This window comes from Ruegeria sp. I3 (genome assembly GCF_056532525.1).
In genome coordinates this window covers 744,273-759,049 of record NZ_JBQFNI010000002.1, presented here as the reverse complement: position 1 = coordinate 759,049, position 14,777 = coordinate 744,273, and the positions used below count along the sequence as shown (strand labels likewise).

The following is a 14,777-nucleotide window of genomic DNA, read 5'->3' as shown; positions in this document are numbered from 1 at the left end:
TGTTACGAAAGCTGCTCTTCATTGCACTTCCGTGCCATTTCCATGGCTTTGTAAGTGCCAGTCAGGTCAACGGTGAAGGCGAACTCTTTCTCCGGGAAAACGACCATCACCTTCTTCTTGGCAAGATCATCTGCGAACTGAGGGTCGTCTGACAGAACATACCCGCCCGAATAGCCCTTGGTGATGTTCCCCTTCATACCGGTGGCTTCTCCGACATAAATATTGTCGCCGATAAGGATGGCAACAGCCTCTTTCTCGCCTTTCTTGATGTTGGTTTTGGCCTTGGTGAAGACACCAACATAGCCAACGCCGCGATCTTCGGTCAGGCCCATCTGCACGACATTTTCAGCGTCATCAACCGCTTCGATAAGGCAGGATTTCTTGTCCTGATCGATGAAAACCTTCCAGCCTTCGACCTCACCGTATTTCAGAAATGTGTCAGCCCAGCCGGTGCTGGCAGTCAACAGGCCGATCGCTGCTCCGAGTGTAAGAATGCGTTTCAACTGTTTGTCTCCGCTATGAAATATGTTGGGACGATCCCGAATAGGCCCCGGAATCGCATGCAGGCTAGAATGACGCCTTCCAACATTCAACAATTTGTGAATGTGAGTTCAAAATCGGCTTGTTAGCGCCACAAGATCGACCCGCTGAGCGCTTTTCATTGCTCCAAAGCTGACTATGTTGAACCCAAGCACGGCCGGAGGTCTAAATGGAACGATTCGATAGCAGCCCGGAAACCGCACTAAAATGGTATCGCGCCGGGAAGGGCGCGGCTTTGGCCACTGTGGTTGAGACCTGGGGCAGCGCGCCGCGCCGTGTAGGCGCGCAGTTGGTCATTGCGGGCGATGGTCGGATCGAAGGCTCGGTTTCTGGTGGTTGCGTCGAAGGTGCCGTGATCGTCGAAGCGCTGGAAGCCATAGAGGAAGGCGAGGCAAGGCTGCTCGAGTTCGGTGTAAGCGACGAGGATGCGTTTGCAGTCGGTCTGGCCTGCGGCGGTACGATCAGGGTTTTGGTTGAACCGGTCGGCAAGGTCCTGCCCGAACCAATGCTGGCCGAACTGGTCGCGGCACGGGCGCGGCGCGAACCCTTGGCCTATGAAGTCAACGTCGAGACGGGCCAGCGCGCGTTGCGCCGTAATGCCTATTCCGAACGCTTGCGTATGGACAGGTCCGGGTTCGAAGAGGATGGGCAAACCTTTGTCGCTGTCCACAACCCACCGCTACGGTTGATAGTGGTGGGAGCGGTGCACATCGCCCAAGCTCTGGTGCCGATGGCCCGGATCGCGGGCTATGACCCGGCGATTATAGATCCGCGCGAGGCCTTCGCATCGGACGCACGTTTTCCCGGAGAAACCATCCTGACGGATTGGCCGGATGAGGCTGTGTCAAAGCTGGGTCTCGACTCGCGCACGGCGCTTGTGTTGCTGACCCACGACCCCAAACTTGATGACCCCGCGCTTCAGGCCGGTTTGGCGGCCGATGTGTTCTACATCGGCGCACTCGGATCTAAGCGCACACATGCCAAACGCGTGGAGCGGATGAAGCAGGCCGGGTTCAACGATGACCAGATTTCACTGATCCACGGACCCGTTGGGCTTGATATCGGGGCGGCTGGACCGTCTGAAATAGCCGTTGCGATTCTGGCGCAAATGACTGCGGTTCTGCGAGGCAGAGCGTGAAGTTTGGTCAGGTACCGGTTTCCGACGCCAACGGCGCGATATTGGCCCATTCCGTCAAAGCGGGAAACCGCAAGCTTAGGAAAGGTATAACGCTTTCGTCCGAGCACATAGCCGAGTTGCACCAAGCCGGTCTTACCGAGGTCACAGTCGCGAGACTGGAGCAAGGTGATTGCCATGAGGACGAAGCCGCAGCGCTGCTGGCAGAAGCGCTTGCACCAAGTCCCACACAGGCAAATCTGCGTGTCACCGAAGCCTTTACAGGCCGGGTCAACCTTTTAGCAAATGGACCAGGCGTCGCGGTGCTGGCTACCGATGCCTTGCAAAAGTTCAATCAGGTCAATCCGATGATCACTGTTGCGACGGTGCCGCAATATCAGCAGATGGCGGCTGGCGGCATGGTCGCGACGATCAAGGTGATTTCTTATGCCGTACCTCGATCCGACGTTGAGAGTGCGGCCCGTCATGCGCAGGACGCTATTCGGTTATCGGTGCCCAAATACGAAAACGCGGGTCTCATCGTTACCGACATTGCTGGCGGGCCATCTAATGAAAAAGGTATCGCTGCTATTCGTAGCCGGGTTGAGGCTTTGGGTATGAATCTGTCAGATGTTCAGGTGGTGCCGCATCGGATGGGCGACTTAACAGCATCTATTTCGACCATTCGGGGTGAGATCGTCATGATCCTGACCGGATCGGCCACGTCGGATAAAGATGATGTGGCGCCTGCTTCTGTGCGGGCGGCGGGGGGCATCGTCGACCGGTTTGGAATGCCGGTCGATCCGGGGAACCTGTTGTTTTTGGGGTCTTCCGGCGGGCGCCCCATCATCGGTTTGCCCGGATGCGCGCGCTCACCAGCATTGAACGGGGCGGATTGGGTCTTGTCTCGTGTTGCTTGCGGAATCGAAACAACGGGCGCGGACATCGCTGGGATGGGTGTCGGTGGGCTGCTAAAAGAAATCCCGACGCGGCCACAGCCCCGTGCTGCCAAGAGTAAATGACGTAACGGCAATTTTGCCCTGTTTGGTGGGCGCATCATTGTTAGAAGGCTGATCAGCGAAACTGCGGAAAAATCAGGCAAATATTTTTGTTCTCAAACGAAATTTACCGTGTTTAACTCTGGCTTAGCAAATAAGCCAAAAAAAGGGGAGGATCTTATGACCAAGGTCTCAATGACCGTGAACGGCGTTGCCGTCAGCGGTGATGTTGAAGGGCGGACTCTATTATCCGGATTTCTACGCGACCACCTGAATTTGACAGGCACACATATTGGCTGCGACACGGCTCAATGTGGCGCGTGCGTAGTGCACGTGAATGGTGAGGCGGTCAAATCCTGCAACATGCTGGCGCTGGAAGCAGACGGCGCGGATGTGGGCACGATCGAGGGGCAGGCGGCCGAAGATGGCACGCTGAACGTGATCCAACAGGCCTTTCAGGATCATCATGGGCTGCAATGCGGGTTTTGCACTCCGGGCATGGTGATGAGCGCTGCAGCATTGCTAAAGGATAACCCGCGCCCGACCGAAGGCGAAATTCGCAAGTACCTTGAGGGTAACCTATGCCGGTGCACAGGCTACCACAACATCGTCAAGGCAATCATGGCCGCATCGGGTCAAGACGTTTCCAGCATCGCCGCCGAGTGAGGCGGTTAAGAATTTTCGACGAAAATTCTTTTCCACGGAGGAGAACAAGCAATGCCCAAAGACAGTGGCATCGGAGCCAGTTCCAAGCGGCGCGAGGACGTACGCTTTCTGACCGGAGCAGGCAATTACACCGACGACATCAACGTACATGGCCAGGCCTATGTGCATTTCCTACGGTCCGACATCGCGCATGGCCGGATCACCAACATCGACACATCTGCCGCCGAGGGTATGCAGGGGGTTGTGAAGGTGTTCACCGGCAAGGACTTTGAAGGCGTGGGCGGAATGCCTTGCGGCTGGGAAGTAACCGACCGTCATGGCGCCCCGATGCAGGAACCACCGCATCCCATTCTGGCGCAAGGCAAGGTCCGACATGTAGGCGATCCCATCGCTGCCGTTGTCGCGGACAGCCTTGAACTCGCCCGCGATGCGGCGGAAGCGATTGAAGTGGATATCGAAGAGCTCCCTGCCGTGCTGGATATGAAAGCCGCAGCGCAGGATGGCGCGACGCTTATCCATGAGGATTTGAAGAACAACATCTGCTATGACTGGCATCTAGGCGAAGAAGACAATGACAAGGTCAATGAGGTTTTTGCCAACGCGGCCCATGTCACCACTCTGGACCTGATCAATAACCGTCTGGTTGCTAATCCGATGGAGCCGCGCGTTGCGGTGGCCGAATACAGCCGGGGTACGGATGAGTACACGCTCTACACCACTTCGCAGAACCCGCATGTGATCCGCTTGCTGATGTGCGCATTTGTTCTGGGCTTGCCTGAACACAAAGTGCGTGTTGTAGCGCCTGATGTTGGTGGTGGATTTGGCACGAAGATTTTCCACTACGCGGAAGAGGCGTTCTGTACATTCGCTGCCAAGGCCTGCAACCGTCCGGTCAAATGGACCGCCAGCCGGTCCGAGGCGTTTATGTCGGATGCGCAGGGCCGCGACCACGTCAGCACGATTGAGCTCGCTTTGGACGCGGACAATAACTTCACAGGCCTCCGCACCAACACCTACGCCAATCTGGGCGCGTATCTGTCGACCTTCTCAAGCTCGGTTCCGACTTGGCTGCATGGCACTCTGATGGCGGGCAATTACAAAACGCCGGTCATTCAGGTGAATGTGAAGGCAATGTTCACCAACACAGTGCCGGTGGACGCTTATCGCGGTGCGGGTCGGCCAGAGGCGACCTATCAGCTAGAGCGCGTCATCGACAAGGCGGCGCGTGAACTGGGTGTCGATCCGATCGCCCTGCGTCGCCAGAATTTCATCACCCAGTTCCCGTATGACACACCGGTGGCGCTGACCTACGACACCGGGGATTACAACGGGACGATGGATAAGCTTGAAGCTGCTGCTGATTTGGCTGGCTTTGCCGCGCGACGGGCGGAAAGCGAGGCCAATGGCAAGCTGCGTGGCCTAGGCGTCAATTGCTATATCGAGGCCTGCGGCATCGCGCCCTCGAACATCGTCGGCATGCTGGGGGCCCGGGCGGGTCTTTATGATGCTGCCACGGTGCGGGTGAACGCCACCGGTTCCATCAGCGTCATGGTTGGTGCACATAGCCACGGGCAGGGGCATGAGACCGCTTTCCCGCAGGTTGTGGCCGACATGATCGGCATCGACGAGTCGATGGTAGAGATTGTGCATGGCGACACCTCGAAGATCCCGTTCGGCATGGGCACTTATGGCTCACGCTCGCTCGCGGTCTGTGGTTCGGCCATGGTTAAGGCGACCGAAAAGGTGATCGACAAGGCCAAGAAGATCGCGGCCCACCTGCTCGAGGCGTCCGAGGCCGATATCGAGCTGAAGGACGGTCAGTTCAGCGTCGCGGGCACTGACAAGTCGGTGGCCTGGGGTGATGTGACTCTGACAGCCTATGTACCGCACAACTTCCCATTGGAGGTTGAGCCGGGGCTGGAGGAGACCGCATTTTATGACCCGGCCAACTTCACCTTCCCAGCGGGGGCATATGCCTGCGAGGTTGAGGTGGATCCCGAGACTGGACAGGTGACCATCGAAGCCTTCACCGCTGCGGATGACTTTGGCAACATCGTTAACCCGATGATTGTGGATGGTCAGGTACATGGCGGCATCGGTCAGGGTATCGGTCAGGCTTTGTTGGAAAACTGCGCCTATGACGAGAATGGCCAGTTGCTGAGCGCATCCTTCATGGACTACGCGATGCCGCGTGCTGATGATCTGCCGTTCTACGCGGTCGACCATTCCAGCCAGACGCCGTGTACGCACAACCCGTTGGGTGTGAAGGGCTGCGGTGAAGCTGGTGCGATTGGCTCGCCGCCTGCGGTAGTCAACGCGGTTCTGGATGCGCTGAACTCGGGTGGAAAGGCTGTTGATCACATTGACATGCCGATGAGCCCGTCGCGTGTCTGGACAGCAATGCATGGTTGAGAGGTTCGGGTGCGAGGGGCCAGCCCCTCGCGCTCCCCGAGATATTTATAGCCAGATGAAGGGCGGATCCGCGCTTTTCGGGAAGGAAGAACGAAATGTACAATTTCGAGTTTGAGAAACCCTCGACCATCGCTGACGCGGTTACTGCGTTGGGAGTTGAGGATGCACAGGCATTGGGGGGTGGGCAAACCCTGATCCCCACAATGAAGCAGCGGTTGGCCGCGCCATCCAAGCTGGTTTCGGTCAACGGAATCGCTGAAATGAAAGGGGTCTGCGTCGAGGATGATGGCTCGGTAGCGATAGGCGGTGCAACAACCCACGCAAATGTGGCCGCTGAAGCTGCTGGTAACTATCCGGCGCTGGCAGCGCTGGCCGGCCAAATCGGTGATCCTGCGGTGCGTAATCGTGGCACTATTGGCGGTTCGATTGCCAACAATGATCCAGCTGCCTGTTATCCGGCGGGAGTGCTGGGTTCAGGCGCGACCATTGTCACCAATAATCGCCAGATAGCGGCGGATGACTTCTTTCAGGGCATGTTCACGACAGCTCTGGAAGAGGGCGAGATTATCACTTCGGTGCGTTTCCCTGTGCCTCAGGCGGCGAGTTATCAGAAGTTTTTGCAGCCCGCGTCTCGGTTTGCGTTGGTCGGGGTTTATCTCGCTCGGTTCGCCAATGGCGTTCGGGTTGCAGTAACCGGCGCAAGCGAGGACGGAGTTTTCCGCTGGGCAGAGGCTGAGGAGGCCCTGAACAAAGAGTTCCGCGCGGACGCTTTGATGGGGCTGCACATCAATCCGATGAACATGATTGGTGATCTGCACGGGAGCAAAACGTATCGGGCGCATCTGGTCACTGTTATGACGAAACGGGCTGTCGAAGCTTGCAGCTGATCTGATTGTTAATCAGCTTTGAGAGCCTCGGTGAAAGCCGGGGCTCTTTATTCTTTCCGAACTCTTGGGGGCTTGGCGGGGTGCCAGTAGGCGCCGGTGTCTTCTCGTGCCGTCTGATAGCGTTCCACGCGGTCACGCGCGGCTGATCCCCCGGCGGCAAAGAGATGACCTAGCAGGCATTCAAGCACTGCCATCGCTCCGGAGAAGCTGGAAAAGTGATGTTGCGCGCGGGTACTTACAGGCAGCACGATGTCAGGGTTAACACCAGGGGCGATGACGTCGCTATCCGACAATAGCACGATGCGCATGCCGCGTTTACGCGCAAAACGCATGGATTGTATGGTGTCAGAGGAATAGGGGTGAACGGTAATAGCGAAAAGGCAGTCCGCTTCATCGGCCTCGAGCAAATCATCGATGGCTGATCCCATATGTCGCGGGATAAGCTGAAATCCTGGGTGTGCCATCCGACCCGCATAGTGGAAATAATAGGCCAAAGCATAGCTGGCCCGGGTCGCGGTTATGAAACAGCGATTAGCTGCAATCATGTACTCCGTGACCTGTTGCATCAAATCAGGATCGGCCAGTCGCAGGGAGCGGGCTACGACGTTCAGTTCGTTTTGCGCAAACCCAGCTTGCGCGGCGCTGAATTGGCCCCCCGATTTCATGCGATCCAGCCAGCCTTGACCCAGCCGATCTTCCCGGTCTGTGACAAGGGTCTGGCGAAAGGGCCGTCTGAACGCATCAAAACTGTCGAACCCCATACGTTGTGCCAACCGAACCAGAACGTTTGAACTGACACCGATTTTCTCGGCGGTAAGCCGAACCGGGTCGAGCCCGAAATCGCCAGGGTGGTCGATGATGTATTTCGCTGCGGCTTGCATTTGCTGAGGCAGGGTGTCGATTTCGTGCCGAAGCTGCTCGGTCAGTTGGGATGAGGTGTGTTGCATTTGGTAAGAAAAAACAAATGTTATGAAAATTGCAAATTGAAAACGTGAGCGAGGTGTCTAATTCGGGATCGTAAAAAACAGGTGACGGAATGTCTGGGACTGGTTTGAGGATGACGAGAAGGCCATATGTGTTGGTGGCTCCGAACGGGGCGCGACGAGGGCATGGAGATCATCCTGCCCTGCCGATCAAGACTGATGAAATCGTCAAGGTCGCGAAAACGTGCCATAGGGCAGGTGCGCAAGGTCTGCATCTGCATATTCGCGATCAGTCAGGTAACCATTCACTAGATGCGGGTTTGTATCGCGAAACCATTGCTGAACTGCGTGCTGCGGCCCCTGACATGGACATCCAGATTACGACAGAAGCTGCTGGCGTTTTCGGCGTTCAAGCACAACTTGCTTGTTTGCAAAATGTGCGCCCGGACTGGGCTTCGATTTCGGTGCGCGAGATTGCACGGTCGCCTGAACTTGCGCCAAAGGTCTACGCTCTGTGCGCGGAACAAGGGACTCGTGTTCAGCATATCCTCTATGATGTCGCTGACGTCGAGTTACTGACCCATTGGCAGGCTGAAGGGGTGGTAAATTCGGATCAGGTCGAGCGTCTGCTTGTCCTTGGTCGCTATGCCACGGCGCAGGAATCAAACCCGAATGATCTGGATGTGTTTCCGCACAGCGCTGATCCATGGATGGTCTGTGCCTTTGGAGGGCAGGAGCATGCGTGCCTGCAAAAGGCCGCGCAGCTGGGTGGCGATGTGCGCGTTGGTTTTGAGAACAGCCTTGCCGGTCCGGATGGCCAGGCTTGGGCAGACAATGCCGCATCCGTCGCGGCGCTGATTGATCTTCTGAAAAGGACGTCGACATGAGTCACGTATTTCCACGCCATACAAAGTCGGAACTGCCTGAGGCCGCTGGTGGTGACGGCTGTTATCTCATCGACTCAACCGGCCGTCGCTATCTGGATTGTGGTGATGCTGCCGTTTCATGCCTCGGCCATTCCAACGCCGCTGTGGTCAAAGCGGTGCAGGATCAGGTGGCGCAGATTGCGTTTGCGCATACGGGCTTTATGACCTCGGCACCGGCCGAGGCACTGGCCGATCTGCTGATTAAACACGCCCCCGGCGAACTGGACCGGGTCTATTTTGTCTCGGGCGGGTCAGAGGCGACCGAGGCTGCTATCAAACTGGCGCGGCAGTATTATCTGGAAACCGGTCAGCCAGAACGCCGCCATGTGATCGCGCGTCGGCAAAGCTATCACGGCAACACTTTGGGGGCACTTTCGGCGGGTGGCAATGAATGGCGGCGGGCGCAGTTTGCACCGATGCTGATCGAGATGACTCATATCGCTCCTTGCTATGAGTACGCCGAAAAGCCTGAGGATGAGAGCAGTTTTGAATATGGTCAGCGCGTTGCGAATGAGCTGGAGGCAGAAATCCTGCGCCTTGGGCCTGAAACGGTCATGGCTTTCATGGCAGAGCCGGTGGTTGGTGCGACGCTTGGGGCTGTTCCGGCAGTCGAGGGGTACTACAAGCGAATCCGTGAAATTTGCGATCAACACGGCGTTCTTCTGATCCTCGACGAAGTAATGTGCGGCATGGGTCGTACCGGGCATTTGTTTGCCTGTGATCATGACGATGTCGCGCCGGATATTCTTTGTATCGCCAAAGGGTTGGGTGCAGGGTATCAGCCTATCGGAGCGATGCTGTGTTCGGGTCGAATCTATGATGCGATCCGGGATGGATCGGGTTTCTTCCAGCATGGCCACACCTATATCGGTCATCCGGTTGCGACTGCGGCTGCGCTTGCCGTTGTACAGGAACTTACCTCTCGTGATCTGCCGGCGCGGGCAGGTGTAATGGGGGATAAGCTGCAGAGCATGCTGGAAAACAAGTTCGGTCAGCACCCGAATGTCGGGGATATTCGCGGTCGCGGCTTGTTCCGAGGGATTGAGCTGGTCGAGGATCGAGATATGAAAACCCCGTTTGATCCGTCGCGTGGCGTGGCGGGCAAAATCAAGAAGGCCGCCATGGCCGAGGGATTGATCTGTTACCCGATGTCGGGAACGCGTGATGGACGCAACGGAGATCATATCCTCTTAGCACCGCCCTTTGTCATCGAAGATGACCAACTGGTCGAGCTTGTAGACAAGCTGGATCGGGCGATATCCTCGGTGATCTGATTTAGGCGAGAAGCCAGAAAACAAAGAAGCCCCTCCGATTTCGGAGGGGCTTTTGTCATTCTACAAAAAGAAAACCTACTTCTGTGGCAGCGGGCCAATCATCATGATCATCTGACGGCCTTCCATCTTGGGCATGTTCTCGATCTTGCCCAGATCCTTGACGTCTTCGGCCACACGTTCCAGCAGCTCACGCCCCAGGTTCTGGTGCGCCATCTCGCGGCCCCGGAAACGCAGGGTGACTTTGACCTTGTCGCCGTTCTCAAGAAACTTGAACACGTTGCGCATCTTGACGTCATAGTCATGCGTGTCGGTGTTGGGCCGGAACTTGACCTCTTTCACCTCAATGATCTTTTGCTTCTTGCGGGCTTCGCTTTCGCGTTTCTGCTGTTCGTACTTGAACTTGCCGAAATCCATGATTTTGCAGACCGGCGGGTTCGCGTTGGGCGAAATCTCAACCAGATCGAGGCCGACATCGGCGGCCATCTGCATGGCCTTTGCGGGATGAACCACCCCGACATTTTCACCTTCGGCGCCAATCAGGCGAATTTCGGGAGCACGGATCTTGTCATTGACGCGCGGGCCGGTATCTCGCTGTGGCGGCGCGTTGTGAGGTCTGCGGGCTATGGGTTCATTCCTTTGATGATTGCAGAATTTCGAGCCCGGAATTTAGACCGGGCTGAGAGGTGTTTCAAGCGGCATAAATTGCAAGCCGCATGAATTTTCCATGAATTTCGTGAGTTTTTGCCGGTTTAGGGTGTCGATAACTCCACCGGCAAACCCCATTAGCCCACAAATGCCTTTTCAATCACGAATTCCTTGGGTTCGGAATTTGCACCTTCTCGCAAGCCGAACTCTTCCAGAATTGCTTTGATGTCATGGTTGAAGGCAAGGCTGCCACAAACCATCGCGCGATCAGTATCTGGCTTGATACCACCTTCGATGCCCAGATCGGCAAATACGGTGCCGTCTTTTAACAGCTCGGTTATACGGCCCATCTTTGGGCTCTCTTCCCGCGTGGTGGTGGGATAATAGCGGATCTTGTCGGCGAAACCGTCACCAATCAGTTCGGCCAGCAACTCGTCCTGTTTGACGCCCTCGATCAACTCGCGACCGTAATCCAGTTCAGCTACGTCGCGGCAGGTATGGGTGATGATAACCTCGTCATAATCCTCATAGGTCTGCGGTTCACGCAGCAGCGACGCGAAGGGCGCAAAGCCTGTGCCGGTGGCGAAGAACCAGATGCGCTTGCCGGGCAGCAATGCGTCATGCACCAGTGTGCCAACGGGTTTAGGCCGAAGGATGATCTGATCACCAGGCTGGATGTGCTGCAGTTTTGAGGTCAGCGGGCCATCCTGCACTTTGATCGAGTAGAATTCCAGTTCCTCATCCCATGAAGGCGAGGCGATGGAATAGGCGCGCAGCAGCGGTTTGCCGTTGTCGCCTAGCAGGCCGATCATCACGAACTCACCCGAGCGAAAACGAAGCGATGCAGGGCGCGACACCTTGAAAGAGAACAGGCGGTCGGTCCAATGTTTGACCTCGGTCACAGTCTGGGCGTCGGGCAGGACGGGGGCCTTAACGGCGGTTGCTTCACTCACGGATTTCATCTCTGTCATCATTTCACTGCCGGTCTGCTAAACCGGTATCTCCGTTTAATCTTTGATCCAAGTCAGGAAAAGGGGCAGATTGCCCCTTTCGTATCACAGGTTGGCGATGGCGGGTCAGCCGCGCAGGCGGGCCTGGTAGTTGTTGTCCTGCCAATTGGCCCGGGCCAGCCACTGATCTTCGGGCTGCCGGTTCGCCAAGGTGTCATCAATTTCGACTTCGTCAAAGCCGCTACGACGCGCCATGGCGTATTGGTCTGCAAGAACATGGCCTTTTGCCCGCAGGCGACCCGTATATCCTTTCAGACGCAGAACGCGCGCGATCGTAAAGCCGCGCCCATCCGCTGAGGATGGAAAGTCCACGCGCACCATCTGGGCGCTGCCCAGCCGGTCAAACAGTTCATCGGGGTCAGTGTCCGAAGCGATATCCAGTGCGACCACGTCATTCGCTGCATCGTCCAGCGTGACATAGCCATCGGTCCAATCATCGGGGGCAAAGCCCTCGTCGTTTACGATTACGTTCATGTTTTCTCTCCGATGCGCACCATTTTTCCATCAACAAAATGGATGCCGCATTCTTCCTTGTTCTGATCGCGCCAGCGCCCGGCGCGGGGGTCTTCGCCTTCTTTGACCGGCGAGGTGCAGGGCGCACAGCCGATCGAGGGGTATCCTTTGGCCACCAGCGGATGCCGGGGCAGGTTGTTTTCGTCCATATAGGCGCGCACATCCTCGGGTGCCCAATGGGCCAGCGGGTTGACCTTGATCCGGCCGGTTCCGTCCTCGACCTCGAAAAAGTCCAGCGCGGCACGGGTGCCGGACTGAAACCGTTTGCGCCCGGTGATCCAGCCACAATACCCGGTCAGAGCTTTCTGCAGCGGGAAGGTCTTGCGCAGGTTGCAGCAGGCATCGGTGTCACGCAAACGCAACGCGCCATAAGGATCGTCGCGCTGAACATCTTCATCCTCGGCGCGGATGATCTGCACATTGCGCAGGCCCAGACGCTCGCTGACCTCCTGCTGGTATTCCAGCGTTTCGGCAAACAGCATCTGGGTGTCCACGAACAGCACTGGGGTCATCTTGTCGACCACTGCAGCCATATGCAGCAACACCACCGATTCCGCGCCAAAGCTGGAGACCAGAGCAAGCTCCTCGATCTCGTCCAATGCGCCATGCATCACATCATGGGCACTGTGGTGGCGGAAGCGGGCGTTCAGCGCCTCGACCTTTTCGGTCAGTTCGGCGCGGTCAGCCCCCAGTTCCGTTTGGATCAGGTCAAGCGGCATTGGCCTGTGCCTCGGGGTAAAGCGCCGCTTTGAACGGTGCCATGCCAACGCGGCGATAGGTCTGCAAGAAGGTCTCTTCGGTGCTGTCGCGCTGCTCCAGATACGTGTCGACGATGCGCTCGACCGCCGGAACGATCTCGTCATAGGCGAAGCCCGGGCCAGTACGATCACCGATGGCGGCGGATTCGGTGCCGTCACCACCCAGAGTGATCTGGTAGTTTTCGACGCCAGCGCGGTCCAGGCCAAGAATGCCGATGTGACCCACATGGTGGTGACCACAGGCGTTGATGCAGCCCGAGATCTTGATCTTCAGGTGGCCGATATCATGCTCCAGTTTCAGGTCTTCGAACCGGGTCGCGATTTCCTGCGCCACGGGGATCGAACGTGCCGTCGCCAGTGCGCAGTAATCCATACCGGGGCAGGCGATAATGTCGCTGATCAAGCCGATGTTGGCGGTCGCCAACTCGTATTCTTTCAGCGTCGCGTGGATCGCGGGCAGGTCGGATTTGTGGACATGCGGCAGGATTACGTTCTGCTCGTGGCTGATACGCAGTTCGTCATAGGCAAACTCTTCGGCCAGATCAGCCATTACGCGCATCTGCTCGGCAGTCGCATCGCCCGGCGTCTGGCCGTGCTTCTTGATCGAGATCGTGACGATCGCGTGGTCCGCGTTCTTGTGCGGCGCGATGTTGGTGTCGACCCACGAACGGAAGACCGGATCGTTGGTGTAGGCACTCTCGAACGAGGCAACCGAACCATCACGGAAGGCTGGAGGCGCAAAGTGGCCTTTGATTTTGTCCAGCAGGTTCATATCCGCGCCTTTGAATTGCGGGCGAACCTTCAAAAAGCGTTCGTTCACTTTGGCACGGATGGCGTCGATACCATGCTCGTGCACGGTGATCTTGATACGTGCCTTGTACTTGTTGTCGCGACGGCCGATCTGGTTCCACACGGAAACGGTGGCCTCAAGATAGGCCAGCAGGTCGTCAAAGGCGACGAATTCCGATAGCTCTTTGCCGATCATGGGCGTACGGCCCAGACCACCGCCAACGATGACGCGGGCACCCAGAACGCCATCACGCTCAACCAATTGCAGGCCGATGTCATGCGCCTTGATCACGGCGCGGTCATTCTCGCTGCCGGTGATGGCGATCTTGAATTTGCGCGGCATGAACTGGAATTCAGGATGGTCGGTCGACCACTGGCGCAGCAGTTCGGCATAGGGGCGCGGATCAGCGACCTCATCCGCGGCGGCACCGGCGAAATGATCGGCGGTCACGTTGCGGATGGTGTTACCCGAGGTCTGGATGGCGTGCATGCCAACCTCGGCCAGTGCGTCCAGCATATCCGGCACGTCGTTCAGCTTCGGCCAGTTGTACTGAATGTTCTGACGGGTGGTAAAATGGCCGTAACCTTTGTCCCATTTCTCGGCCAGCAAAGCGAGCTGACGCATCTGAGCACTGGACAGCGTGCCATATGGAATAGCGACCCGCAGCATATAAGCGTGCAATTGCAGATACAGACCATTCATCAGGCGCAGTGGCTTGAATTCGTCTTCAGTCAGCGAACCGTCAATGCGACGCTCAACCTGCGCACGGAACTGCGCGTTGCGTTCTGCCAAAAATGCTGTGTCGAACTCGGAGTAGCGATACATGTTTAGCTGTCCTTAGTTGCAGCCCCGGACCCGGGGCCTTGAAGGGGAGAGAGAATGGCCTGAGATCAGGCCCGAGGCTGCGGGGAGGTTTCCTGTTTGCCGTGGGCATAGTTGGACGGACCAGTCCGGCGGAAATCCTCCCGAAAGTGGGTGGGTTCGGGGCCGTTTTCTCCGGCCACCGCGTCGGCAAGATAGGCGCCGACGATCTTGTTGGCCTGACGCGCGGCATCCAGCAGACGAACCTGCGCGTGAGCTTCGTCCGTGATCAGTTCGGCATCGGACAACTCGCGCGACCACCGGTCATCTTCGGTCTGGTAAATCACATCACCTTCCAACAAGTCGTTGGCGGTGACGACTTTGGGGGTAAAAGCGCGGGCCATCAGGCAAGCTCCTTATTGAAAACCGAGACTACGTGCGGGTATTGCGCAACTCGGGCGACGCCGGGTTTGTGAATGCGCATATTTGTTTGTTTGACCTGCATCGGATCATCTCGTGA

General features: G+C 57.2%; 15 protein-coding genes. 7 read left to right on the top strand and 8 right to left on the bottom strand.

What is annotated here, in order from left to right; translation table 11 throughout:
* Positions 1-2 precede the first annotated feature (2 nt).
* The gene (locus ACR0L9_RS08165; RefSeq protein WP_170510628.1) at positions 3-503 is read right to left on the bottom strand and encodes a hypothetical protein; all 501 of its coding nucleotides are present in this window, start codon (positions 501-503) and stop codon (positions 3-5) included.
* A 206-nt stretch (positions 504-709) separates the two neighbouring features.
* Here ACR0L9_RS08165 and ACR0L9_RS08160 point away from each other — a divergent pair, with 206 nt between their 5' ends.
* The 5 genes from ACR0L9_RS08160 (at position 710) to ACR0L9_RS08140 (ending at position 6,617) form a co-directional block, all read left to right on the top strand.
* Positions 710-1,678, top strand: a complete 969-nt coding sequence (locus ACR0L9_RS08160; protein WP_170421340.1) for an XdhC family protein — start codon at positions 710-712, stop codon at positions 1,676-1,678.
* A complete protein-coding gene (locus ACR0L9_RS08155) occupies positions 1,675-2,676 on the top strand; it encodes a molybdopterin-binding protein (RefSeq protein WP_480895381.1) in 1,002 nt (333 codons plus the stop codon). Before ACR0L9_RS08160 ends, ACR0L9_RS08155 begins: the two co-directional genes overlap by 4 nt.
* Positions 2,677-2,832: 156 nt before the next feature.
* Positions 2,833-3,318: a (2Fe-2S)-binding protein gene (locus ACR0L9_RS08150; protein ID WP_170393234.1), complete on the top strand. Its 486-nt coding sequence runs from the start codon at positions 2,833-2,835 to the stop codon at positions 3,316-3,318.
* Positions 3,319-3,369: 51 nt separating this feature from the next.
* The gene (locus ACR0L9_RS08145) at positions 3,370-5,730 is read left to right on the top strand and encodes a xanthine dehydrogenase family protein molybdopterin-binding subunit (protein WP_170405437.1); all 2,361 of its coding nucleotides are present in this window, start codon (positions 3,370-3,372) and stop codon (positions 5,728-5,730) included.
* A gap of 95 nt (positions 5,731-5,825) precedes the next feature.
* Positions 5,826-6,617, top strand: coding sequence for an FAD binding domain-containing protein (locus tag ACR0L9_RS08140; protein WP_170510198.1), 792 nt, complete (start codon positions 5,826-5,828; stop codon positions 6,615-6,617).
* Between the two features lie 47 nt (positions 6,618-6,664).
* Here ACR0L9_RS08140 and ACR0L9_RS08135 read toward each other — a convergent pair whose 3' ends face one another.
* Complete coding sequence (locus tag ACR0L9_RS08135; RefSeq protein WP_480895380.1) at positions 6,665-7,564, bottom strand: MurR/RpiR family transcriptional regulator; 900 nt, start codon at positions 7,562-7,564, stop codon at positions 6,665-6,667.
* 110 nt (positions 7,565-7,674) lie between these two features.
* Here ACR0L9_RS08135 and ACR0L9_RS08130 point away from each other — a divergent pair, with 110 nt between their 5' ends.
* A complete protein-coding gene (locus tag ACR0L9_RS08130; protein ID WP_480895379.1) occupies positions 7,675-8,427 on the top strand; it encodes a beta-keto acid cleavage family enzyme in 753 nt (250 codons plus the stop codon).
* On the top strand, positions 8,424-9,740 hold the full coding sequence (locus tag ACR0L9_RS08125; protein WP_480895378.1) for an aspartate aminotransferase family protein: 1,317 nt from the start codon (positions 8,424-8,426) through the stop codon (positions 9,738-9,740). The genes ACR0L9_RS08130 and ACR0L9_RS08125 overlap by 4 nt, the downstream gene beginning before the upstream one ends.
* Before the next feature lie 75 nt (positions 9,741-9,815).
* On the opposite strand, the gene infC is transcribed toward ACR0L9_RS08125, so the two are convergent.
* From infC to ACR0L9_RS08095, 6 genes are all read right to left on the bottom strand, one after another.
* A complete protein-coding gene (gene infC / locus ACR0L9_RS08120) occupies positions 9,816-10,277 on the bottom strand; it encodes a translation initiation factor IF-3 (RefSeq protein ID WP_238528775.1) in 462 nt (153 codons plus the stop codon).
* A gap of 245 nt (positions 10,278-10,522) precedes the next feature.
* On the bottom strand, positions 10,523-11,356 hold the full coding sequence (locus ACR0L9_RS08115) for a ferredoxin--NADP reductase (RefSeq protein ID WP_170595767.1): 834 nt from the start codon (positions 11,354-11,356) through the stop codon (positions 10,523-10,525).
* Positions 11,357-11,461: 105 nt separating this feature from the next.
* On the bottom strand, positions 11,462-11,869 hold the full coding sequence (locus ACR0L9_RS08110) for a DUF934 domain-containing protein (protein ID WP_170393227.1): 408 nt from the start codon (positions 11,867-11,869) through the stop codon (positions 11,462-11,464).
* A complete protein-coding gene (locus ACR0L9_RS08105; protein WP_170510600.1) occupies positions 11,866-12,627 on the bottom strand; it encodes a phosphoadenylyl-sulfate reductase in 762 nt (253 codons plus the stop codon). Before ACR0L9_RS08105 ends, ACR0L9_RS08110 begins: the two co-directional genes overlap by 4 nt.
* Complete coding sequence (locus tag ACR0L9_RS08100; protein WP_480895377.1) at positions 12,617-14,281, bottom strand: nitrite/sulfite reductase; 1,665 nt, start codon at positions 14,279-14,281, stop codon at positions 12,617-12,619. Before ACR0L9_RS08100 ends, ACR0L9_RS08105 begins: the two co-directional genes overlap by 11 nt.
* Before the next feature lie 65 nt (positions 14,282-14,346).
* On the bottom strand, positions 14,347-14,661 hold the full coding sequence (locus ACR0L9_RS08095) for a DUF2849 domain-containing protein (protein ID WP_170393224.1): 315 nt from the start codon (positions 14,659-14,661) through the stop codon (positions 14,347-14,349).
* Positions 14,662-14,777: the final 116 nt, after the last annotated feature.